Source organism: Gimesia panareensis, assembly GCF_007748155.1.
Lineage (GTDB): Bacteria > Planctomycetota > Planctomycetia > Planctomycetales > Planctomycetaceae > Gimesia > Gimesia panareensis.
The window spans coordinates 591,017-614,469 of the sequence record NZ_CP037421.1; the positions used below are offsets into that span (position 1 = coordinate 591,017).

Below are 23,453 nucleotides of genomic sequence, written 5' to 3' on the forward strand. Positions count from 1 at the left end.
CTTGGGTCCGCACCCTACGGTTCCGGTTGGCAGCTCTGTTGTGGATTGATTTCATGAGCTGCGACCTCCTGCTCGCTGCGCTCGGCCCGGATTGCATCCGGGCCCACCCTTTTTTCTCTCGATCTGGGATGGTTACTCGATCAGCAGTCAGGGGGGCATTGCGGCGTCTTGTCAGGGGGAGTTTTTCGACGTCTGCGGTAGATGATGAAGACCGTGACAAACGTCACAATGCAGCCGGCTTTCAGAATGAAGAGTGAAACGGGTTGATACCAGGCCCGGGTGCGGATCTCGATGAAATCGGAGACTCCGAACAGCGCAAAGGCGATGACGCACGTGATCGATAAATCTCTGTTTTGCTTCGTGTGACGCAGTTGGAAGAGAAAAAGACACGCAATGGAAATCCAGAGTATCGCTTCGGCCAGATTCAAGATCTGATCTAGTTCCAGTGACTGTACCAGACGCATCACAATACTGATTCCCGTTGAAAGGAATTAAAAAAAACAGCACCCATTTCTACGCTCTACAGCAGGGCAGTAATAGAGTACTAAATACGGTTCACTGCGTCCCGCAGTGGAATCAACTCAAGTTCACCCAGTTTTCTAAACACTTTCAAATTGTCTGATTTGTTGAACAAAGAAGTCTCGATGGTCGTCCCATCACTGATAGGTGATACCAGAAGATAGTCGTCTCGAAAACAAATCTTGATGGCAAATGGATTCAACTCTGACTTTAAAGTAATACATTCAATGTCCAATATTTCCCTGGATACAATGTTGCCAAAAATGCTTTCATGAGTCGCATCAAAAACTTCGTGTTGCAGAGGCCCATCAATCTGGCCTTTCATCCAGCCATCAATGCGTGGCTGAAATTGCCTCCATTCAATGATTTCGTCAAAACATGTTTCGGAAACGATGGGTGTCCATAAATCATCTTTATCGATTTGAATGTGAAATACACCTTCATGCTCATCCAGGATCAAGCCGATTGACATGTCAACAGCTGACATACCGGCCTCCCCGATCGGTGGCCAGACAACAATGAGAAAACGACGAACCTTCTGGCCGATCAACTTGTTGAAATTCTGAATCTCTATCATGGTTTCACTATTTTCTGACATAAAAGGTGTCAGGAATCGAATACGGGTTTTCGAACCCGTTTTCGCAAACCGTCCCTCTGCAGCTTAACGATTTTCAGCTACAGAGGTGAGTTTCTTTTTCGTAAAATGGTTGGTTTGGTATCTGGCTGGGTTCCTTTGGATGTCTGCATTGCAATCAGAGTCGCCAGGCGGGCGGACACATGGGTCCGCGCCCTACGGTTCAGATTGGTAGCTCTGTTGTGGATTGGTCGATTGAGCTGTGACTTCCTGCTCGCGAGGCTCGCCCCGAATTGCATTCGGGGTTACCCGTTTTTCACTCGATTTGGGATGGTTGTGCGATCACTGTTGGCGAGCCAACAGTGCCACCCAACGCAAACCGTTTCTTTTCAGCTTAACGATTTTCATCTACAGGGGTGAGTTTCTTTTTCGTAAAATGGTCGGTTTGGTCTTTGACGCTGGTTGGGGGTCCCTTGGGAGTTGGCATTGCAATCAATGTCGCCAGGCGGGCGGACACGCGGGGCCGTCCCTGCTTTCCTCTGTTCTGCGGGATCGGGTGACAAAACGTGACATTAATGGCAATCAGCGGCTTTTATGCGGTAAAAAGCGGTAAAAGTTAACCGAAAATGGCATGCATCAATGAGCAGCTGTTTTTCAAATCGTGCTGAAACCAGAGGGTTTTATAGTGTGTTTGTGGCATCGGTGCTGCATGTTCCCGTGAAAAAGTAGTGAAAAAAGATCGTTGCTCGCGCGCGCGACGCAGAACAAGGCATTCTGGTCAGACGCAGGTGCGGGTCCAGTCTAGTTTGTTCAGGCAAATGAAGACAGAAGCGAACTGAAAAGCGGGAAGTGGTTCCCGGTCGGCCTGACAGGAATTCCTAACAGACGTCTTCCAGCCGGTAGAGGGGCTCGCTGATGCCGGTGGCTTCGTCCACCGACCAGGGGAGCCAGGTGAAGGCGACTTCGTTGATCATCAGGTCGGATTTGCGGGGGCGGACCGGGTACGCTTCGATTTCCAGGTCCTCGGGGCGGATCGGTGCTTCCAGTTCATCCAGTTCCTGCTGGAACTCGGCTTCGAGTTCTTCGTATTTCTCTTTTTGAACTTTGAGCGCTTCTTTGGCGCGTTCGATGTCGTCGTATTCTTTGGCGGCGCGACCGACGCTACGGGCCGCGGTGGAGGCCTTGCGGACATTGGTTGCGCTGGCGAGTTTGCGACCCATGATGGCGCCGAAGATGGTGGTGCCGATGGAGAGGAAGGAGCTCATTTTCTTATCGCTGTACTGGGACTCTTCCCGCGCGACCCGTTCTTCAGCGGTGCGGATGCGGTTCTGGATCGTTTCCAGTTTGGAAGCATATTTGGCGCGGAGCTTTTCGATCTGCAGATCGCGTTCTTCCCGCAGCAGTTGCTTGAGCCGGGCGCGGAAGGTGGCTTCGTTTTCTTCGGGATCGGAATAGAGTTTGGGGTCGGCACTGAACCAGAGGTCCAGCGGACGTTCCTGGTAGAGGTAGTTCTTCAGATCTTTTTCCCAGGTGCGGTATTGAGTCTTGCGGGTCAGGGCGGTGTCGATGCCGGCAAAGGAGGCCTGGTCGGAAGGCTGGTCTTCGTAATCGAGATCGCCGACAGGGATGGGGGTGGCTGCTTCCCAGAGGCTCTCGGGGACATCGCCGGTGAGGGAGATCAACAGAGCGACATCCTGCCAGAGGTCGACTTTGGATTTGGCATCCGCATAGCGGAGCTTCGCCAGGCCGAGTACGCCGGGCCGGTAGACCAGTCTGCTGCCCTGGGGGAGCATGCTGGAGGCGCGGAAGACGCGTTGTTTGATGTCGGGGGGGATCAACGGTGGCTGATCGGGCTCGGCGGTTGTTGTGGGTTCGGCGGTGCTCGGGGCGCTGATGACCGTGGTTAGTGTTTCGTCGGCGAGTGCCTGCTTGCGGGGTTCCATCAGCGTCTGGATCTGTGTGCGGGTCAGGGGGCCGCGGAGGTACGAGAGTGCCCAACGGGTGTGGAAGACGACGGGGGCATCTTCGTGCACGTTGTGCAGCAGGAAGACGCGGCTTCCCAGGTCGGAGAGGATGGCTTCCATCTGCTGGCGGTGGAACTGACTGCCTGCAGTCCCCGAAGCGCTTTCGAGACCGTCCAGCACGCGGGCCTTGTCCCGTTCGGTCTGCAGACGACCGATGAACCAGGTGCCTGTATTGGAGAGCCCTTTGTAGTCCAGGTCGACCGGGTTCTGCGTGGAGAGTACCACACCCAGTCCAAAGGCGCGGGCCTGCTTGAGCAGCGTCAGCATGGGCGTTTTGGAGGGGGGATTCGCGGTCGGGGGGAAGTAGCCAAAGACTTCGTCCATGTAGAGGATGGCGCGGAGACTGGAGGTCCCCGACTGACTGCGGACCCAGGCCAGGACTTCGTTGAGCAGCACGGTCACGAAGAACATCCGCTCTGATTCGGAAAGGTGCGCGATGGAGAGGATCGAAATTCGGGGCTTCCCCTGTTTCGTCATCAGCAGGTTGCCGATGTTGAGTGCTTCGCCTTCCATCCAGGCTTCGAAGCCGGGGGAGGCCAGCAGGTTGTTCAACTGCAGTGAAAGTCCCATGCGGTCTTTGGCCGGGTAGAACGTTTCCAGATCGAGGAACCCGATTTTGTCGAAGGGGGGCGCCTGGATTTCCTGAATCAGGCTGGCGACCGAGAGGTTCCGTTTTTCTTTCCAGGCATGGCTGAGCAGATTCGAGAGCAGAATGTGTTCGCGGCTGTTAATCGGGTCGGCGTTGATTTTGAGCAGCGCCAGCAGTCCGGAGACGGCGGAGAGGATCCGGTCCCGCAGGGCGTCGCTGTCATTGAGCACCGCGTCACTGGGGGCATCGAACGATTTAAGAACCGAGATCGGCAGGCCGGCACTGCTGCCCGGAGTGTAGATGGCCATGTCCACGGCATCACGGAGTCGGGCGATGCGGTCGGCGTCCTGTTGCCAGTCGGCGAGGCCTTTCTTCCAGAGGTCGGCGGTTGCACGGGCGTATTCATCGGGGGTCTTCCCCTTGCGGACCGCTTCGCTTTCTTCGATCCAGGGGCGGAAGTCGGCGGGTTTCAGATCGGGGAAGTTGAGCAGCAGGTTGCCGAGGTCTCCCTTGGGGTCGATGGCGATCACGGGAATGTCATCGATGGCGGCTTCTTCGAGCAGCGAGAGGCAGAGGCCCGTCTTGCCACTGCCCGTCATACCAACACAGACCGCGTGGGTCGTGAGGTCTTTGCTGTCGTAGAGGACGAGATTGTCTTTGACTGTTCCCTGGGAGAGGTCGTATTCTTTGCCGAGGTAGAAGGCGCCTAGTTTTTCGTAGGGTTGGTCAGTCATGGCACACCGTGAAATGCAACTGGGAAAGGAAAGGCTCGCTGATCAGGGAGCGGTTATGTCTGGTAGTCAATAGCGTAGCATGCGTGCATCCGGAATTCACGTATTGTCTGTGAACTTCTCTGAAAAGGCTGCTTACTCCGGTGCTTCCTCGTCAGCGACGACAGAGAAACATTCCGAGACTTCAGCGGGAATACGGCAGGGGGAGAGAGTCTCATAATTGACGAAGGCCCAGTTGGTCTCGGCCCGGACCAGCAGCTCGGAGTCTGCGGGGCGAATGATGCGGTATTTCCGCAGGGATTTCACCTTGAGCAGATTGGAGATCCAGGTCTGCACGATGATTCCCTGATTCACGAAGGCAGGCTGCAGGTATTCGATGAAATGACTGCGGGCGACCCAGCCGATTCCCTGTTCGCGGTAGCGTCGGGCCGGCCAGCCGTTGGCTCCCGAGTGAGCGACGGCGGCGTCCTGCAGCCATTTCAGGTATACGACGTTGTTGACGTGTCCCAGTCCGTCGATTTCATCATTGGTGACCAAATGATGGTATTCATAAATACGATGCATGGAATTTCTATCCCGAATTGTGGTATGGTATCAGCTGAAATGCACTACAATGCTGATGGGCAGGCGTATTAAGTTACTGGTCAACAGTGTAATTGAAATCTACAGGAATGGAATCGGAGTTCCATGAATAATTCTGCGTCGCTCCCGCTGGTAATTGGTTTAGGTGAATTGCTGTGGGACTGTTTTGGTGATGATCGTCGGCCGGGCGGGGCACCTGCGAATGTTGCTTTCCAGGCCAATCAACTGGGCTGCCGGGGAACCGTGGTGACGCGGGTTGGCCAGGATGACCTGGGCCGGGAGCTGCTCGATTTTCTCAAACAGCAGCAGCTGGCGACCGATTATGTCCAGGTGGATGAAAACTATCCGACCGGCACGGTGACCGTGGAGTTCAGTGATGCCAACGATCCGCAGTATACGATTCATGAGCAGGTTGCCTGGGATCATCTGGAATTCAATGACCGGCTGGCGACGTTGATGGGCGAAGCGCAGGCGGTCTGTTTCGGAACACTGGCCCAGCGCGAAGCCGCTTCTCGTGAGGCGATTCACCAGTGTCTGGCAGCAACCGGGGAAGACTGCCTGGTGGTCTACGATATCAACCTGCGGCAGAAATATTATGACCGGGACTGGATCGAGCGGTCACTCAAGGCGGCTCGCGTCGTGAAACTGAACCAGGATGAAGTTCAGGTCCTGTCTGAACTGCTGAGTGTAGACGGAAGCGACTTGCCCCGGTTCGCGAAGCAGTTGCAGACTGATTATGGTGTGGAAGCAGTCTGTATTACCCGGGGGTCGGGGGGATGCTTGATTTATGCGGAAAGCCAGTCCTATGATATCCCGGGCACGCCGGTCGAAGTGGCCGATGCGGTGGGCGCCGGTGATGCCTTTACCGCGGCGTTGATTTCACGACGTCTACTGGGCTGGCCCTGGGATCGGGCGGCTCTGTTTGCGAACCGTGTCGGTGGTCTGGTGGCCAGCAAATCGGGGGCGATGCCGGTGTTACGTGATGAGTTCGAACAACTCAGCCAGGAAATCAAGAACAGTTAACCAAGACTAATCAGTTTCATTTTATTGAATTCAGCAAGATAGATTAAGGAAAAGATTTGATGTTACGATTCACCCTTTTGGCATTATGCCTGGCGATTCCCTGTCTGGTGGGATGTACCAGTGAAACTCCGACAGCCGGCGATGCTGAGATTCCGGAAGCGGCTGGTGGTCCCAAGTCGGCTGCCACCGATGCTGAAGATTATCAGGTGTTGTTGAAAACGACCAAAGGCGACATTCTGCTGGAAGTCCATCCCGAATGGTCACCCCGGGGGGCAGAACGCTTCAAAGAACTGGTGAAAGAAGGTTTCTATAATGACGTGGCTTTCTTTCGCGTGATTGACGGGTTCATGGCCCAGGTGGGTATCAATGGTGATCCCGCGGTACACGCGAAATGGAAAGACAACAATATCATGGATGATCCCGTGGTCGAATCGAACAAACGAGGGTATGTTTCGTTTGCGAAAACCGGTCTGCCGAATTCCCGTTCCACCCAGTTCTTTATCAACTTTGGCGATAATTCCAATCTGGATCAGATGGGATTCTCTCCCTTTGCGCAGGTGGTCAAGGGAATGGATGTGGTCGACTCACTCTACAAAGAGTATGGAGAGGGTGCCCCTCAAGGACGCGGTCCCTTTCAGGGGGGCATCGTAGAACAGGGGAATGCCTATCTGAAAAAAGAATTTCCCATGCTGGACTACATTAAAGAAGCGACCATTGTCGGCGAGGAACCAGCTGAGAAAGAAGCGAAGCCGGAAGCTGAAAAGTCTGAAGAGAAAGCAGGCGAAAAAGAACCGGTAGAAAAGCAGCCTGAAACAAAGGATGCTGAAAAACCTGAGAAGGAAGCAGCAGCCAAACCGGAGAAAGAGGCTGCTGCTAAAGAGAAGGAATAACGGCTTTCCCGCTTAATCGTTGACCGGCATGCGGACGAAGGGGGCCCGGATACAATCCAGCTGTTCCAGTTCTCTGCTGGCGGCCTGGAAGCGGCCTTCGGTGGTCCGGTGTGTCATGATGACCAGAGGCACGATCGGGAAGCTTTCATTGGGATCGACTTCCGGTGCCTCATGCTGGACCAGGCTGGCGATGCTGATTTCATGATCGCCCAGCACGTTGGTAATATCAGCCAGTACGTGCGGGCGGTCTTCTACATTCAGTCGCAGGAAGTAGCGACGTGAGATCTCTTCGCGGGGCATGATTTTGATGTCGTGCCGGGGATTCCAGAGGTCCAGACGCGGGAAGGTAATTGCGGCCCGCCCGACAGCAACATCGATCAGGTTGGCGACCACCGCCGAGGCGGTTGCCATCTGACCGGCGCCCATGCCTGAGAGCCAGATCTTGCCGACGGCGTCCCCTTCGAGGGCGATTTTGTTGTAGGCGTCTTCCACGTGCGCCAGGGGATTGTCGTTGCGGATCAATGTAGGCTGGGCATGCATTTCCAGCTGGCCGTCGATCAGGTTGGCGACCGCCAGCAGTTTGACCGTGTAGCCCAGTTCGGAGGCGTATTTCAGATCTGCCAGTGAAAGGGTATCGATGCCCTGTCTGAGGAACTCGTCCAGGCCGACTTTGATGCCCAGCGAGAGTTGCACCAGGATTCCCAGTTTCTGGGCGGCATCGGTACCATCCACGTCCATGGCGGGGTCGGCTTCCGCGTAACCGATCTCCTGAGCACTTTTGACCGCGTCATCGTAGCTGACATCGTGTGAAAACATCTGAGTCAGAATATAATTGCTGGTGCCGTTCAGAATGGCTTCGATGGAAGTGATCTGATTGGCGGACATCGCCTGGGTGACGGTTTCAATCAGCGGAACTCCGCCGGCGACGGCTGCTTCAAAGCAGATGCAGCGTCCCAGTTCGCGGGCGCGCTGGTAGAGGCTTTCCCCTTTTTCGCAGAGCAGGGCCTTGTTGGCAGTGACGACGTCTTTGCCGCTTTCCAGGGCACGCAGCATGATGTCGTACGCGGGATCGATTCCGCCGACCAGCTGGATAATGACGTCGATGTCGTCGTCGTTGAGTACCGAGTCGATGTCGTCGGTCAGGACTCCCTCGGCCAGCTCAATGTTGCGGGGGCGGGAGAGATCGCGCACGACAGCTCGTTTCAGGTGAATCGGACGACCGGCGCGGTTGGTCATCTGATCTGCTCGATCCAGAAGAATTTTAGCGACACCGCTACCTACGGTTCCCATGCCGATAATGGCGACGTTTAACGGAGAAGACGACATTCCTGATTCCTGAGACTTTCTGATGTATAGACTTTCAGCGAGGATTTTTGATTATTCGTCCCGTAATATAGACGGTTCAGAGAGCCAGTGGAACCATGGCCCGCAATTTCAGGAGAAATCGACGCGAGGAACAGAGGGAATATGTCGATTTTGAGGGAACAGGACACAAGAATCTGCTGCCGGGAGTCACTGACAGGCAAGGGGCCGGCTACGGCGAGAGAAATGAATGATCAGTCGCAGCTGAGGAGTTCTTTTGAGCCGACGAAGTTTTTCCAGCATTCGTATTTCGCCTGCTTCACCTGTTGCAGGAGCACTGGATTCCGGCTGGGTTTGGCTGGTTTCTGCAGGAGCTTCATGCCGGCCTGGGAAGGGGTGCGACCTCCCTTTTTGGTGTTACAGCGACGGCAGGCACTGACGATATTTTCCCAGTTCATGCCGCCGCCATGCGAGCGGGGGATGACGTGATCCAGGCTGAGTTGTTTGATGCTGAATTTCTTCTGGCAGTACTGGCAGCGGTAGCTGTCGCGAATGAAGATGTTGCGTCGATTGAACTTGATGGTATTGTTGGGGATGCGGTCGTAGCGGAGCAGCCGGACGACTCGGGGGACCTGGATTTCAAAATTAACGGCGAGGATCCAGTCTTCGAGTTCGTTGCGTTCGTTGAACTCAGAGCGTAATTCACTGATTTCAATCCAGGAATTGAAGTCATAGTTCATGAAGGTGCCGTCTTCGACACTGATGACTTCGGCGATATCTTTGCTGAGCAGGCAGAAGGCACGTTTGGCAGAGATCACGTGAACTGGCGAATAAGTCTTATTGAGCGCCAATACGCTCGCCTGCATGGCACTCGATTGTGCCTTCCCGGAAGTTGCTGAAATCATACGCCGCCCACCCTCCAGATCTCTGAACAAGGTTATGGCAAACTGTGAGGTACATTCAGAACCGAAGCGACTTAAGTAAACTCAACTCTTAGATTTCCGCGAATGATAACCTAACTGATTTCGCAGTCAATTGAAATCTGTCGAATTCACTCAAATGTGGCAGGTACGTACCTCTAACGCAGATATTTTATGCATGAGGGGGCCTGATGTTCAATACAATCCCTGAGCAGGCGGGATTTTTCGCTGAAATGGCTGAGTCGCTTCATCGAATTCAAAGAAACGATGAAGCGACTGTTAAGCCTTTGTGTGCCCTACTGCAGCCAGGACAGTGGTGCTGTGGCTGGTGGCATTTTGATGAGCTTCACGCAGGAAACATCTTTGTGGCTGGAGACTTCCGCGATGGCTTCTTCCGGAACTTCACCGTCCACATTCAGGACCGCGATGGCCTCACCGCCGGGCTGGTTCTGGAGACGACCCAGGGCCATGTGGGCGATGTTGACCTTGTGGTTCCCCAGGACCGTACCGATGTAGCCGATGAGGCCCGGTACGTCGTGGTGACGGTAGATGAGCAGGTTGCCGTCGAGGTAACCGTCCAGGTAGAACTCGTCCAGTTTTGTGAGACGCAGGAAGTCCTGACCGAAGATGGTACCCGCGGCGGAGAATTTTCCTTCTTCCGTTTCCACTGTGGCCGAAATCATCGTCGAAAGTGTGCCGGCTTCAGTGGACTTGGATTCGGAAATATCGATGCCCCGGTCTTTTGCGAAGACGGTGGCATTCACAATATTGATTTCGGCTTCGAATGAATGTGAGAGCAGGCCGGCTGCAAAGCTGGATGTAATGAGCTTGGTCTGTTTCTCGGCGACTTCACCCCGGTACTGGATCTGGACGTTTTTGAGGCTGCCTTTGGTCTGCTGCGAGAGGAACAGTCCCAGGCGGTGCCCCAGTTCGATGTGCGGTTTGAGGTCGGCCATTTCCGCTCCGGAGACCGGAATCATGTTGATGGCGTGGCGGATTTCATTCTTGGTCAGGAAGTCGGTGATGATCTCGGCTGCTTCCAGAGCCACCATCTCCTGAGCCTCATCTGTCGAAGCACCCAGGTGCGGTGTAGCCAGCATGTTAGGAGCATCGATCAGACGACGGTTTTCCGGTGGCTCCTGTGTGAATACGTCACAGGCGGCACCAGCCACTTTGCCGGATTCCAGGGCGTCTGCCAGATCGTCTTCGTTGACGATTCCACCCCGGGCACAGTTGATGATCCGCACACCGGGACGCATGGTGGCGATCCGCTCGGCATTGATCAGGTCGCGGGTTTCATCTGTGAGGGGAGTATGCACGGTCAGGAAGTCGCAGTGCTTGACGATCTCGTCGACTTCCTTATAGAGCTCGATACCATACTCGGCGGCACGTTCGGCCGACATGAAAGGATCGTAGCCAATGACTTTCATTTCCAGTCCCTGAGCCCGCTGCGCGACAGAGAGGCCGATACGACCCAGACCGATGACGGCCAGTGTCTTACCTGCAACCTGGGTTCCGGTCAGTTTTTTACGTTCCCACTTGCCTTCTTTCATGGTGGCATAAGCGGGGCCGATATTCCGGGCCAGTGCCATCATCAGGGCGATGGTCTGCTCGGCGGTACTGGTGGTGTTTCCCGCCGGGGTGTTCATGACGATGATGCCTTCGCGGGTGGCAGCGACGCGGTCGATGTTATCGACGCCGACGCCGGCCCGTACGATGGCTTTCAGCCGGGGCTGGCCCTGCAGAATCTCTTCGGTCAGTTTGGTGGCACTGCGAATGATAATACCGTCAGCGGACTTGAGTGCTTCCCGTACTTCTTCCGGCGAGAGGCCGGAACGAACATCAACTTCGATTTCCGGGTTGTCTTCGAGAATTTTCAGACCAGCTGGCGAAAGATTGTCCGTGATCAGGACTCGGTACATGGAATTCACTCACTTATTCAAAATAAGGGAAAGAGGGTCAGGGGAGTCACAGTAATCCCCTCATGATACAGAGGTATCGTCCCTTAGCATAGTTCGCCAAAAAATAGCGCCAAGGCAAACGACGCTGCAAACTCGGGAATTCAGCAAACAGTTTGAGACCTCCCGGGCCCAGATCCGTTTCTCTTGATGAGATGCTGCAATTTCCTGCCGAAAAGGGGATAACCGACCCGGAAACGGGTATGATATTCTGTGCACATTTCGCGGTTGTTAGTCTGGATTACTATTTTTGAGAATACATCGAAGAAGTGACATATGAAACGTAAGGTCCTCAAAATTCTGATTGTGATTCTACTGATTTCCCTGCCGGTCATTCTGCATCAGACCTACCGCTGGATGACCGCATTGCCGGACCGAATTACAATTGCGGCAGGGCACTCGGAGGGGCGGTATTACGGAATGGCCGAGCAGCTCAAATCAATGCTGCAGGAGCAGTTACCGATTAAAGTTGAGATCCTGGAGACACAGGGGTCGCTGGAAAATTTAAAATTACTGCGGGAAGGCAAAGCGGACCTGGGCTTCTACCAGCCCGGTACTGAGTTCGAGCTGACCCAAAGGGAACCCGGACCGAAAAAACAAAAACGGGCAGTCGCACCTGACAACGACGAGATCTGCTTCATTGCGAATCTGTATTCCCAGGTCATGCATGTGATTGTGCCCCTTGATTCTGAAATCATCAGTGTCAGTGAGCTGAAAGGGAAACGGATCGCCATCGGTCTGCCTGGGTCCGGCGATCTGGCTGCCAGTCTGCCTTTACTGGATCACCTGCAGTTGAGCCTGGATGAAATTTGATCCCGCCTACCTGACTTATCGGGAAATTGAAGAACAGTTTGGGCAGAACAGACTGGACGCGGTCTTCATGACGCTGGGTGTGGAAGCTCCGATCCTGCATCAACTGCTGGAAAGCGGCCAGTTCCGACTGCTCGAAATTCCGTATATCGGTGCGCTGACACGTCGGGAAACGCACTTCTATCCCTATGAGATTCCCGCGGGCATGTATTCCCGGAAGCAGCGCGTGATTCCCGAGCGAAACCTGCCCACCGTTGCCTGCGGTGCCCTGTTGTTGACCAGGGAATCAGTTTCGGATGAGTTGGTCTCTGTGGTGACGTCACAGGTTTTGCACCAGAACTTCTCCCGGCAGATGCATTTAAATGAACTGTCTGCGCAGGGAAATACATTCGCCCGCGAGAACCAGGGATTTCCGATGCACGATGGGGCAGATCATGTTTACAATCCCGAGTTGAAACCGTTTCTCAATTCGGAATTTGTCGAAGCGACCGAAGGCATGCGCTCGTTTATCGTGTCGATGCTGATTGCCGGCTATCTGCTGATTCACTGGTTTCAAAAACGCCGTATGAAAGCCAAGGAGCACAGGCTGGATCGTTATATCAGGCAACTGGTCGATATTGAAAATCAGCAGATGAAACTGGATGGAAACAAGGCGGAGGACGGTCCGGCCCTGCTGACGCTGCTGGACGATGTGACCAGCCTCAGGCAGCATACTTTGAAACAGTTTTCCGCGCACGAGTTGAACGAAGACCGGGCAACAGATGTCTTCCTGGAAATGTGTCATGCCCTGAGTGATAAAATTAACGCTAAACTTTTAGGCTGGAAAATTGACCGCCTGGGTGAGAAAATGAAGGACGACTGAGACGTTTCTGATTCTTTCAATTACAAGGTTACCCGCCCGGAACTGGACTATGCCGGCTAATGCCAATCTGATTAATGTCGTCATTCTGCTGGCGGTCATGTTTATCTGCTACCTGTTTGTGCTGATCCCGATTCTGATCTATTACGCGATTCAGCACATGCGTTCTCCCCAGCTGATTCTGCTGTCGGAGGAAGAGGCCGTTGATTACTATGACGGCAAATGCCGCGTCGAGTCTGACTGGGCCCGCACCCGCCAGTTTGCAGAAGTGGGAGTCTTTCGCAGGCAGCAGAATTTTATTCTGGTGTGGGAACATGTTGACAGCGCCACCTTTTTTCAGGTGACACTGTCACCCTACGGACGGATTCATCATTTTACGACGGTCTTTGAAGACGACTACTCCCTGTTGACGGCCAATGACCGGGAGTCGTTGATCTTTCCCCTGCCTCCCCGTCGGTTCGTCCAGTCTTTTGGAATCGAACAGCTCGAACTGTTGCACGAAAAGCATCAGGCCGGGGTCGCGGATCTGCTGCGGCTCAAACATCTGGAGCTGTGTCGCGAGTTACCGGAGTTCGAAGAATCCTATCTGGCAAGCATGCAGCAACAGCATGATCATGTACGGTCGGTCTTCTTCTATCCGATTCGGGGGATCTGGTGGTACCACATTGACCGCCGGGCGAAGTTTAACCGGCCCATCGATCTGCAGCAGGCGGTCCTCGATAACTGAAAGCGGAGGCCTACTTGCTAAGCACCCAGAGACCCCGATGGATGATCCAACCTTCCTTGCGTTTTTTTCGTTCAAAGCTGGTCTGGAAATCCATGTCGTGTTCGGGGAGCTTTTCCTCAGGTGCTTCCCGTTTGGTGAACTGGGGAGCATGATCCATCAGAGCGGTGACCCGTTCGAAATATTCTTCCACGTCGGTCCAGAAGTGGAGTTCGCCGCCGTTCTTTAAAGCCCGGGTAATCCGTTCTACGAAAACGTCAGTAAAAATCCGCCGTTTGTGATGGCGTTTCTTCCACCAGGGATCGGGAAAGTAAACGTGGACTTCGGAAATGGATGACTCCGGAATAAATTTGTCGAAGGCAATCCGTGCATCGCCGCCCAGTACGCGCGCATTGGGACGATCCGCTTTGAGCAGACGCGTTGCCGCCCGTCGGCCTTCCCGGTAGTCGATTTCCATGCCCAGGAAATTTTTGTCCGGACTGGCTCCACTCGAGTTAAACAGAAACAGACCACGACCGGCGCCCACGTCCAGAACCACCGGATGATCGTTGCCAAAAAATGCAGTCCAGTCGAATGGTCCCTCCAGGTCTTCGAGGGTCTGAAAATAGGGTTTGAGGTCTCGAGTCGATTTCGAACGCGTCATCATGGAGTAGGGATTGTTTTCTGGTTGAGTGTAAAGACAGTAATTTCCTTAGAGGTAGTTTCAAAACCCTAAATTACGTGAACAGTTTGGTATAGTATTTGTAGGAGTACCTCCCCAGAAAGGAGGTCTCATTATGACCATGACCCGCGTGTCACGACCTGCCACAGGTCGCAACATTACCGGGTCCAGGACGGAACCAAAACCACAACTCTCGGACGAGCAATGGCTTCTGATCAAAGATCTGTTTCCAGAACCACCGGCAAACGCAGCCGGAGGGCGGCCCAGAGTGGCTCCCCGCGAGTGTCTCGAAGGAATCCTTTGGGTATTAAGGACCGGTGCCCGATGGAAAGATTTACCAACATTTTTACCATCTCCCAGCACTTGCTGGCGTCGTTTCAAGGAATGGACCGAAGACGGTGTCTTCCTGGAAGCATGGCAGCGATTGCTCGAACATTTCGACCGACGGAAGCTGGTAGTCTGGTCGGAAGCATTCGGGGATGGCACATTCTGCCCCGCAAAAAAAGGGGCGCCGATGTCGGAAAGACAAAACGGGGAAAGGGAACCAAGCTTATGCTGCTGGTCGACGGAAACGGACTCCCTCTCGCTCTGGATCGTTCCAGTGCCTCTCCGGCAGAGGTGAAGCTGATTGAATCCCTGCTGGACCAGCGCGTTTTGCCACGTGACCCCGATCGCCTGATTTATGATCGTGCGGCCGACAGCGATCCCCTGCGCACAGAGCTGGCAGAACGGCAGATAGAACTGGTCTGTCCGCATCGCAAGAACCGTGTGAAACCAGCGACGCAAGATGGGCGTGCTCTGCGACGATATCGACGCCGCTGGAAAGTCGAACGCACCTTCAGTTGGCTGTTCAACTTTCGTCGTCTGGTAATACGGTATGAACGATACAGTCATTTGTTTTTAGGATTCGCACAACTCGCGTGCGTGTTCACATTACTTAATAAGTTATGAAACCACTTCTAGGCACACTGTAGAATAGATGGGATGTTGTGTAAATTATCAGCAGAGGCGCAAACTCTGTTTTTGGAGAGATCCCCATGTTTCCCGAGTTCCTGATCCAGTCTGCTGCAGAAGTCAAAACGGCACTGATGCTCCGCGACCAGAAACTGGTACTGGCAGAGAGCTGTACTGGTGGTCTGGTTGCGACGTTATTGACCAGCCTGCCTGGAATTTCCGACTGTTTCTGTGGCTCTGCAGTGGTCTACCGCTGGGATACCAAAATGAAATGGCTGGGAGTGCAGGCAGAAACTCTGGAAAAATATACCGATGTGAGTCGCGAGACGGCCCGGGAAATGGCTCTGGGAGTACTGCGTCAGACTCCCGAAGCGAGCCTGTCGGCAGCGATTACCGGACATCTGGGGCCCAATGCGCCAGAGTCTCAGGACGGTCTGGTCTGTATCGCGGTGGGAAGACGTGCTCACACGGATCTTTCTGTTCCTCCGGAACTGGTCAGTGTGGATGCACTCCAGAGTGACGCGCTCAGAGAAGCAGGTCCCGTGAATGCTGACCCGACAACTGGGCTTTCGCTCAGGCAGGAACGGCAGCTGGCAGTTGCGGATCAGATGCTGAAGCTGATCGCCAAAGCACTGGAAGATTAGCAGTTACGTCTGCAGAGGAAACGACTTTCAAGCCTGCAATTTGAGTTGACTTTAACCCTCTGAAGGCAGGAAACAGGTCCTGCTGGCAAATTCGGAATAATCGTCAAAGTTTAACTGTCCGGAATCGCTGCCCTGCTTTGGCCACGCGTTACAGCCGGTGCTTCCGGCACGATCTTTATTACGGGTACGATATTCTGCACTTCCCTTTGCATCGGCACAACATGAATAACCGAACTATTCATAAAGCCGTGAGTTGTCGTTGCAGATAATTCCTCTGTTACATTCGTAATCGGGGAAGGCTGCATGGTAAACCCGACGCCAGCGACAGCTTGAACTGACTCTCAAAAACTCTCAGTCATTCGTGCTCACGAGACGGCTAAACTGAACTAATCGCTCTCGACTCTATTTATTCGAGGATTTCAAAATGAAGCGCTGCAGTATTTGGGCCGCAGTTCTTTCAGCGTCTGTTGCTGTTCCCTTCACCGGCTGTTCTCATCTGCCCACAGCCATGCTCCCAGCCTCTGCGAAGGCCAAGGTTCTGGACAGCAAAATGGAGGTCGCTCAGAATCTGGAAAACAAAAAAGAATTAAAAAAGGCAAAGAAAGCCTACGAAGATATTTTCGAGGCGGATCCCAAACGGGCCATGGCCTGCCACCGACTGGCGATCGTAAGTTATCGCCTGGGTGAGCGTGAAGAAGCTCTGAAGTACTTCAAGCAGGCAGAAGAACTGACACCAGAAAGTCCGGAATTACTGAGCGACTACGGTTATGCTCTGTACAAGATGAAGAAGCTGAAAGAGGCAGAAAAAGTTCTGCAGAAATCCGTGAAGCTGGAGCCTGACAATGAACGCGCTGTGACGCGTCTGGCGACGGTTCTGGGGACAGAGGGGAAAATGCACGAGAGCTATACTCAGCTGTGCAAGATCAGCACCCCGGCAGAAGCGCATGAGATCATCGCTCATCTACATGCTCAGCGTGGCGAGAAACGCGAAGCCCTGGATCGTTATCAGCGATCACTGGCACTCAGTAAAATGGCAGCCAGTGAGCGCAGCAGTTTGAGACGGGGCTCTAAAGAATTCAAACAGAATCAGCAACTGCTGGCCCGGGTGCAGCAGAATATTGCACAGCTGTCTTCCGATCCGACATTGAAAGCAGCAGCGCAGTCTGACGTACAGATGGCGCGGCATTCAGGTTCCACCTCCACGAAACCGAAAGTGGACACGGTCAGTGCGGAGAAGGATCTGTTTCGTAAAGTTGATGTTGCCCAAAACACATCAGCGAAACCGAAAACCACTCCTGCAGCGGAACCGACCAAAGAGGACTTCACACCCAAAACAGAAGTGGCTGCTGCCAAAGATTCTCCTTTCCGCGTGATCCGTGACCGGATTGCCGGGAACTCAGCCCGGGAGGAAGTGCAAGATCCATTTCTGTCTGATTCCGGTTTGAACAAATCCGCATTTGAACAGGAAAAAACGGAAGTCGCCGAAGTCAAGGCGGAGATGAAAGCCGGACTTGAAGACACGAAACGGCAGCAGAAACCGGTTCAGTCACAACTGGATGAAATGCTGGCCCGTGCAGAGAGTCAGGCTCAACCAGAAGAAGATGTAACTTTCAGAAAACTGACTGATGAAGCGGTGGCGCAAGTTGAAGAATCGAGCACACCGGTACAACAGCCGTTCCAAGAAGTTCGAGAACAGCAGGTGGCAAGTGCTTCTGCCAAGCCTGCGACAGCACCATCCCCGCAGAAACGTTCCGCTTATGAACTGATGCGGGAATTGCAGACAGAGCTGATTTCCGATTTTACACCATCGAAAGCAGAACGTGTGCAGTCAGAGCCTGAGTTCCATCAGGTCGCTCAGAGTGCAGTTCCTCAGGAATCTCAGAATCCGTTTCAGAACTATCATCGTGATGTCGTCAAAGACTCACCTTTTGAAGATGCTGAAGTAGCCCAGATTGGAACCTGGAATCCGGTGGATCCCAAGTCAAAAATGGGGCAGGGAAAGATCAGCACCGTTTCCCGGCAGATTGAAGTCGAACCTGTGCAGCCAGTGCAGAAACCGGTTGTGCAGAACGTAAGCCTCAGTCAGCCTAAACGGGAAATCGTGCCACCCGATTCCGCTGCAGCACTCTGTCCGAATGCGAGTGGAGAAGTGTTATATCTGGTCAAGCAGCTGGATTCCCAGGATGTACCTGAATTGAAACAGGCGATCCAGAGACTGGGGGCGATGGAAGCCGAAGCGATTGCATCGGTACCGGCGCTGCGTTCCCTGTCACTGCATGACAACATGGGAGTGCGGATTCAAAGTGCGTTCTCGTTATGGAAAATTGAAGGTAACACCGATGATTCGGTGCCGACCCTGATCGAAGCCATGAATTCTTCCGTCGAAAGTGATCGTTCCTTCTCCGCTGCTGTTCTGGCTCAGATCGGGTACCAGTCACAGGAGTTGACGCCGATCCTGGTACGTTCGCTGTCAGACAACAATGCTTATGTTCGTCTGCATACGGCAGAACTGCTGGCTCGCGATCCGGAATGGAGATACCAGGCCAATAAGACTCTGTCAGAGTGTCTGGTCTCAAAGGATGTGAATATCCGCTGGCTGGCCTGCTACTCGCTGGCTGACCTGCGACCGGAAGATGAGCGGGTGGTAGCAGCCCTCTCACTGGCACTACAGGATAAGGCAAGCCAGGTACGTGCGGGAGCAGCTTACGCTCTGGGAGAAATCGGGCCTTTTGCTCATAAAGCGATTCCGGAATTGCAGAAAGCCCGTTTCGATACGAACTCGGATGTGCGGACTGCGGCTCGCAACGCTTTGGCTCGGGTACGTCATCAGATTAACGCACCCTCAGCAAACTAGCTGAACGTTAAGCAAAGACCACGAACGGTTTCAGATTTGCGAAAGCGATTTGAAACCGTTCTTTTTTTGCCCGGATGGACCATCGAGCTTCAAATGTTTCGGGCTGCGGTTGCCTGGGGCATAGCGGGCTGGCAGGGTCTGTTCGGGTTGAAGCCTCCGCAGGCGACGCGCTGAGGTGTGTCGTTTTGCGGATTACTCGTCAAGTGCCGTTCCAGCCGGCCTTCGAGCGCCTCTTCCTTTCGCTCCAGAATCTGCTGGCGACGCTTGCGTGCGCGCGTTTCGGCCAGGGCACCCAGTCCAAAATAAGAAATCACACCGAAGACCCCCATCATCAAAAACAGGCTGTTCTCTGGCACAGATGAGATTTTACCTGTAGCCATGCCGAGGATAAAAATACTGATAATCAGTATCGAGGTATGGCTCAGTAATGGCCGTCCGTCTGTTTTTGCAGTCGATCTTTTTCTAGAATGTGTCATTGGAGATCTCTGTGCCGGGATGCTTTGTAAGGGGGAATCAATCTAAAATGAGCCTTAACAAATGGCCCTGTTCCCTTGAGAGATATGGTTCTGCTCATCTAAACTTAGGTCGCATGTCCGGGGTGGTCAAAAAAAAGTGCTGAATTCGAATCAGATTCAGCAAATTCCTTTACCTGCAGACTGGATTTCTGCGGGTTTTGTTATCCCTGTCGGTCTGGCTGGTAGAATCCGTACAATTGTTGCATCTGTTTCAGGAGAAAAGAGCGTCTGTGAAAATTGCTTTAGCCCAGCTGAATCCGACAGTAGGAGATCTCCGTGGAAACTGTCAGCGAATATTGGAAGCGGCGCAACGCGCTGAACAGTCCGGCGCGGATCTGGTTCTGTTTCCCGAACTGATCGTTTGCGGTTATCCGCCGAAAGATATTCTGTTGCGGGAAGGTTTTATTCAGGCCTGTGACCGGGCCGTGGAACAACTGGCGCAGGAAATACCAGCCGGGATCGGCGTGATTGTGGGGCACCCTACCGGCCGGGATCTGCCTGAAGGACGGATGGCTAACGCGGCCAGTCTGCTCTACCAGGGAGCAATCCAGGCTTGTGTGCACAAACTGCTGCTTCCCAACTATGACGTCTTCGATGAACAGCGCTATTTCCGGCATGCTGATCAGGAACAGATCCGTCCTGTTGAGTTTGGAGGGCTCAAGCTGGGCCTGCATATCTGCGAAGATGCCTGGTGGGGGCAGCCCGATACATTTTATCATAATCAGCCAGCACACCTTCCCGACCCGGTCCGGATCCTGGCGGAAGCGGGCTCTGATCTGCTGATCAATATCTCTGCCAGCCCGTTTGAAATCGACAAGCGGAAGCGGCGCCAGCAGATTATCCAGGCGCATGTCGATCGCTACTCTGTGCCATACCTGTTCGTCAACCAGGTGGGTGGCAACGATGACCTGGTGTTTGATGGTCACAGTTTTGTACTGGATCAGAACAGCCGGCTCAGACTGCAGCTGTCAGGCTTTGAGGAAGACCTGCAGTTTTTTGATACCAGCACGCTGGATGATGGCACGTCGCTGACGGTTTCTCCGCTTTCTCGTGAAGAACAATTGTTCGATGCGCTGGTATTGGGATTGCGGGATTACATGCAGAAGTGTGGATTTACCGATTGTGTACTCGGGCTGTCAGGAGGCATCGACAGTGCGCTGGCTTCAGCTGTCGCTGCAGAAGCCATCGGACCGGAGCACGTGCATGCTCTGCTGCTTCCCAGTCGATACAGCAGCGAGCACAGCGTGGCGGATTCTCTCGAACTGGCGCAGAACCTGGGGATTGATTACGAAACGGTTCCCATTGATACAGTTCATCAGGCGTTTGAGAATCTGCCGGTCATCGGTGATGATCTGCGTGAAGCACCGGCGGGATTGGCCGACCAGAACCTGCAGGCGCGGATTCGAGGTGCCAATGTGATGGTACGCAGTAATCAGCATGGCTGGATGGCACTGGCAACCGGAAACAAGAGTGAACTGGCGATGGGCTACTGCACACTGTATGGGGATATGGCAGGAGGCTTTGCGGTGCTCTGCGATGTGCTGAAATGTGATGTCTACCTGGTTTCACGATACGTCAATCAGAGAGCGGGTCGCACGATCATTCCGGAAAATATTCTGGACAAAGCCCCGAGTGCGGAACTGGCACCCAACCAGGTCGATCAGGATTCGTTGCCTCCCTACGAATTACTCGACGGAATTCTCAAAGGGCTGATCGAAGACGAACGTTCTGTGCGGAGTCTCTCCGAGCAGTATCCGCGCGAGACAGTCCAATGGGTGGCCAACCGCCTGGACCGGAACGAATTTAAACGACGACAGATGCCGCCCGGAATCAAACTTTCGGCACGAGCGTTTGGCTCCGGTCGACGCATGCCGATGGCCGCTCGCTTTCACTGGGATGATGAGTGACCACTGACGACGCTCCTGAACTCAACTCGCTGTTTAGAATGGGATTTCTCGATGAAACAAGTCACCCTGATTTTTACCTGTCTCCTGTTTCTGACAGCAAGCACTCTGAAGATTCAGGCTGCTGAGCCAGCCAGGCTGCCGCATGCCAAAGCGGCGAAAGTGGGCATGGACCCGGATCGACTGTCAGAAATTGACTTTGTGGTCGAACGGGGACTGGAGCGGGATTCGATGCCCGGTGCCGTGGTACTGGTGGGCTACCGGGGTAAGGTCGTGTTTCTCAAAGCCTATGGTGATCGACAGGTGAAGCCCGCGCAGCAGGCGATGACCACCGATACGGTGTTCGATCTGGCCTCGTTGACGAAGCCGATCGCCACCGCGACCAGCATCATGAAGCTGGTCGAAGAGGGGAATTTGAAGCTGAGTGATCCGGTGGCGAAATACATTCCGGAATTTGCCGCCAACGGGAAGCAGGATGTGACCATCTATCAGTTGCTGACGCATCAGGGAGGTCTGATCCCGGATAATTCGATTAAGGATTATCTGGATGGTCCCGAGACCGCGATGGAGCGGATTTATGATTTGAAGTTGTACTATCAGCCGGGGACGCGGTTTGCTTATACCGATGTCGGCTTTATCCTGCTGGGTGACATCGTGAAGCGGATCACCGGGGAGTCGGTGCATGAGTTCTCGCAGAAGAACATCTTTCAGCCGCTGGGGATGCAGGAGACAGGCTATCTGCCGGCAGACGAACTGAAGCAACGGGCCGCGACGACCCAGGAACGCGACGGGCACTGGATGCAGGGGGAAGTGCATGACCCGCGGTCATATCGACTGGGTGGGGTGGCTGGTCATGCAGGACTGTTTTCGACCGCAGAAGACCTGGCGGTCTACGCGCAGATGATGCTGAATCAGGGACAATACGAGGAGACACGCGTATTGAAGCCGGAGACAATCGATATCATGACGCGCGGATATCCGGTCGTGGATGACATCCGGGGGCTGGGTTGGGACAGTCTGTCGCGTTACTCCTCGAACCGGGGCGATCTGTTCTCGCGGCGTGCGTTCGGGCATGGCGGATTCACGGGAACTGCGATCTGGATGGATCCCGCCCAGGACTTGTTCGTGATTTTTCTCAGCAACCGCGTGCACCCCGATGGAAAAGGATCGGTCAATTCACTGGCGGGACGCATCGGAACGATTGCCGCGGCAGCGATTACGAAGCAACCCGGACAGACAGCAGGTGTGAGTGTTGCCTCACGGGCCAGCCTGGAAGTGCAGACCGGAATTGATGTTTTAAAGCAGGAACAGTTCCAGTCATTAAAGGGAATGCGGATTGGCCTGATTACGAATCACACGGGACTGACACGCGCAGGAGAGAGTACGGTGCAGGTGCTCCATGACGCACCCGGGGTGCAGTTGAAAACCCTGTTCAGCCCCGAGCATGGTTTCGCCGGGAAACTGGATGTTTCGAAAATCGGGGATTCGACCGATACAAAAACAGGATTGAAGATTTTCAGCCTGTATGGCAAGACGCGGACGCCGACTCCGGAAAGTCTGCAGGATCTGGATGCGCTGGTGTTTGACATCCAGGACATCGGGGCGCGGTTTTATACGTATATCTCTACGATGGGGAATGCCATGCGGGCCGCGAAAGAGCAGGGGATCAAATTCATTGTGCTGGACCGTCCCAATCCGATCAATGGTGTTGATTTTGCCGGGCCGGTTCTGGATGAAGGTGCCCAGTCGTTTGTCGGATATCATCGCATACCCGTCCGGCATGGCATGACCGCGGGGGAACTGGCACGGATGTTTAACGAGGAACTGCAGATCGGGGTCGCGTTGCAGGTGGTCTCCATGAAAAACTGGAAACGGGAGATGTATTATGACGAGACCGGTCTGACCTGGGTGAATCCGTCGCCCAATATGCGGAATCTGAATGAAGCCGTCTTGTATCCTGGGATCGGTTTGCTGGAGACGACGAATCTCTCGGTCGGCCGGGGGACTGATACGCCCTTTGAATGGATCGGTGCTCCCTGGTTGCAGGGCATGCAGCTGGCGGAAGCGTTGAATCGGTCTGGATTGCCGGGCGTGCGGTTTGTGCCGGTACAGTTTACGCCCGAATCGAGCAAGTATTCCGGGGAATTGTGTGGCGGTGTGAATTTTATCGTCACCGATCGGGAACGTTTTCAGCCTGTGCAGACCGGGCTGGAGATTGCGATTCAGTTAAGGCGGTTATTTCCTGAGCAGTGGGAGACGCGCAATTTCAATCGGCTGCTGGGAAATCGACGGGTGTTTGATGCGGTGCTGCAGGGCCAGTCTCTGATGCAGATCCGCTCCGATTACCAGCAGGACCTGGCGGAATTCGGAGTGCGGCGGGCCCGGTATCTGTTGTATTAACACCTTGAGCTCCAGG

General features: G+C 54.1%; 19 protein-coding genes. 10 read left to right on the forward strand and 9 right to left on the reverse strand.

Features of this window, described 5'->3' with window-relative positions; translation table 11 throughout:
• Positions 1-140 precede the first annotated feature (140 nt).
• The 4 genes from Enr10x_RS02275 to Enr10x_RS02290 all read right to left on the reverse strand — a co-directional run bounded on the left by Enr10x_RS02275 (position 141) and on the right by Enr10x_RS02290 (position 5,001).
• Positions 141-464 (reverse strand): hypothetical protein, encoded by a 324-nt coding sequence (locus Enr10x_RS02275; protein ID WP_145448019.1) that lies wholly within the window; start codon positions 462-464, stop codon positions 141-143.
• Positions 465-544: 80 nt separating this feature from the next.
• The gene (locus tag Enr10x_RS02280; RefSeq protein WP_145448020.1) at positions 545-1,096 is read right to left on the reverse strand and encodes a hypothetical protein; all 552 of its coding nucleotides are present in this window, start codon (positions 1,094-1,096) and stop codon (positions 545-547) included.
• A gap of 875 nt (positions 1,097-1,971) precedes the next feature.
• On the reverse strand, positions 1,972-4,440 hold the full coding sequence (locus Enr10x_RS02285) for a helicase HerA domain-containing protein (RefSeq protein ID WP_145448021.1): 2,469 nt from the start codon (positions 4,438-4,440) through the stop codon (positions 1,972-1,974).
• A gap of 132 nt (positions 4,441-4,572) precedes the next feature.
• Positions 4,573-5,001, reverse strand: coding sequence for an acyl-CoA thioesterase (locus tag Enr10x_RS02290; protein ID WP_145448022.1), 429 nt, complete (start codon positions 4,999-5,001; stop codon positions 4,573-4,575).
• 123 nt (positions 5,002-5,124) lie between these two features.
• Here Enr10x_RS02290 and Enr10x_RS02295 point away from each other — a divergent pair, with 123 nt between their 5' ends.
• Both Enr10x_RS02295 and Enr10x_RS02300 read left to right on the forward strand, forming a co-directional pair.
• Entirely contained in the window at positions 5,125-6,042 is a 918-nt protein-coding gene (locus Enr10x_RS02295; RefSeq protein WP_145448023.1) for a carbohydrate kinase family protein, read from the forward strand.
• A 59-nt stretch (positions 6,043-6,101) separates the two neighbouring features.
• Entirely contained in the window at positions 6,102-6,932 is an 831-nt protein-coding gene (locus Enr10x_RS02300; protein WP_145448024.1) for a peptidylprolyl isomerase, read from the forward strand.
• Between the two features lie 12 nt (positions 6,933-6,944).
• On the opposite strand, the gene Enr10x_RS02305 is transcribed toward Enr10x_RS02300, so the two are convergent.
• The 3 genes from Enr10x_RS02305 to serA all read right to left on the reverse strand — a co-directional run bounded on the left by Enr10x_RS02305 (position 6,945) and on the right by serA (position 11,076).
• Positions 6,945-8,258, reverse strand: a complete 1,314-nt coding sequence (locus Enr10x_RS02305; protein ID WP_145448025.1) for a homoserine dehydrogenase — start codon at positions 8,256-8,258, stop codon at positions 6,945-6,947.
• A gap of 230 nt (positions 8,259-8,488) precedes the next feature.
• Complete coding sequence (locus tag Enr10x_RS02310) at positions 8,489-9,139, reverse strand: HNH endonuclease (RefSeq protein ID WP_145103618.1); 651 nt, start codon at positions 9,137-9,139, stop codon at positions 8,489-8,491.
• 311 nt (positions 9,140-9,450) lie between these two features.
• Complete coding sequence (gene serA / locus Enr10x_RS02315) at positions 9,451-11,076, reverse strand: phosphoglycerate dehydrogenase (RefSeq protein WP_145448026.1); 1,626 nt, start codon at positions 11,074-11,076, stop codon at positions 9,451-9,453.
• A 312-nt stretch (positions 11,077-11,388) separates the two neighbouring features.
• Between serA and Enr10x_RS30495 the strand changes: the two genes are divergently transcribed.
• Genes Enr10x_RS30495 through Enr10x_RS02330 form a run of 3 tightly spaced genes read left to right on the forward strand, consistent with a single transcriptional unit; the run spans position 11,389 to position 13,508 of the window.
• Complete coding sequence (locus Enr10x_RS30495) at positions 11,389-11,925, forward strand: TAXI family TRAP transporter solute-binding subunit (protein WP_145448027.1); 537 nt, start codon at positions 11,389-11,391, stop codon at positions 11,923-11,925.
• Complete coding sequence (locus Enr10x_RS30500) at positions 11,915-12,784, forward strand: TAXI family TRAP transporter solute-binding subunit (protein ID WP_145448028.1); 870 nt, start codon at positions 11,915-11,917, stop codon at positions 12,782-12,784. Before Enr10x_RS30495 ends, Enr10x_RS30500 begins: the two co-directional genes overlap by 11 nt.
• 49 nt (positions 12,785-12,833) lie before the next feature.
• Positions 12,834-13,508, forward strand: coding sequence for a hypothetical protein (locus Enr10x_RS02330; protein ID WP_145448029.1), 675 nt, complete (start codon positions 12,834-12,836; stop codon positions 13,506-13,508).
• A 10-nt stretch (positions 13,509-13,518) separates the two neighbouring features.
• Here the strand turns inward: Enr10x_RS02330 and trmB are convergent, their stop codons facing one another.
• Entirely contained in the window at positions 13,519-14,151 is a 633-nt protein-coding gene (gene trmB / locus Enr10x_RS02335; protein ID WP_232093204.1) for a tRNA (guanosine(46)-N7)-methyltransferase TrmB, read from the reverse strand.
• 136 nt (positions 14,152-14,287) lie between these two features.
• Here trmB and Enr10x_RS02340 point away from each other — a divergent pair.
• From Enr10x_RS02340 to Enr10x_RS02350, 3 genes are all read left to right on the forward strand, one after another.
• A protein-coding gene (locus Enr10x_RS02340; protein ID WP_390621347.1) for an IS5 family transposase occupies positions 14,288-15,117 on the forward strand; the annotation gives its coding sequence in 2 pieces (ribosomal slippage) (positions 14,288-14,678 and positions 14,678-15,117; 831 coding nt in all).
• Between the two features lie 86 nt (positions 15,118-15,203).
• Positions 15,204-15,764 (forward strand): CinA family protein, encoded by a 561-nt coding sequence (locus tag Enr10x_RS02345; RefSeq protein ID WP_145448030.1) that lies wholly within the window; start codon positions 15,204-15,206, stop codon positions 15,762-15,764.
• 424 nt (positions 15,765-16,188) lie between these two features.
• The gene (locus tag Enr10x_RS02350; RefSeq protein WP_145448031.1) at positions 16,189-18,618 is read left to right on the forward strand and encodes a HEAT repeat domain-containing protein; all 2,430 of its coding nucleotides are present in this window, start codon (positions 16,189-16,191) and stop codon (positions 18,616-18,618) included.
• 89 nt (positions 18,619-18,707) lie between these two features.
• Here Enr10x_RS02350 and Enr10x_RS02355 read toward each other — a convergent pair whose 3' ends face one another.
• Positions 18,708-18,974, reverse strand: a complete 267-nt coding sequence (locus Enr10x_RS02355; protein WP_145448032.1) for a hypothetical protein — start codon at positions 18,972-18,974, stop codon at positions 18,708-18,710.
• Between the two features lie 389 nt (positions 18,975-19,363).
• Between Enr10x_RS02355 and Enr10x_RS02360 the strand changes: the two genes are divergently transcribed.
• Positions 19,364-21,040: an NAD+ synthase gene (locus tag Enr10x_RS02360; protein WP_145448033.1), complete on the forward strand. Its 1,677-nt coding sequence runs from the start codon at positions 19,364-19,366 to the stop codon at positions 21,038-21,040.
• A 51-nt stretch (positions 21,041-21,091) separates the two neighbouring features.
• Positions 21,092-23,437: an exo-beta-N-acetylmuramidase NamZ domain-containing protein gene (locus tag Enr10x_RS02365; RefSeq protein WP_145448034.1), complete on the forward strand. Its 2,346-nt coding sequence runs from the start codon at positions 21,092-21,094 to the stop codon at positions 23,435-23,437.
• The last annotated feature ends 16 nt before the right edge of the window (positions 23,438-23,453 follow it).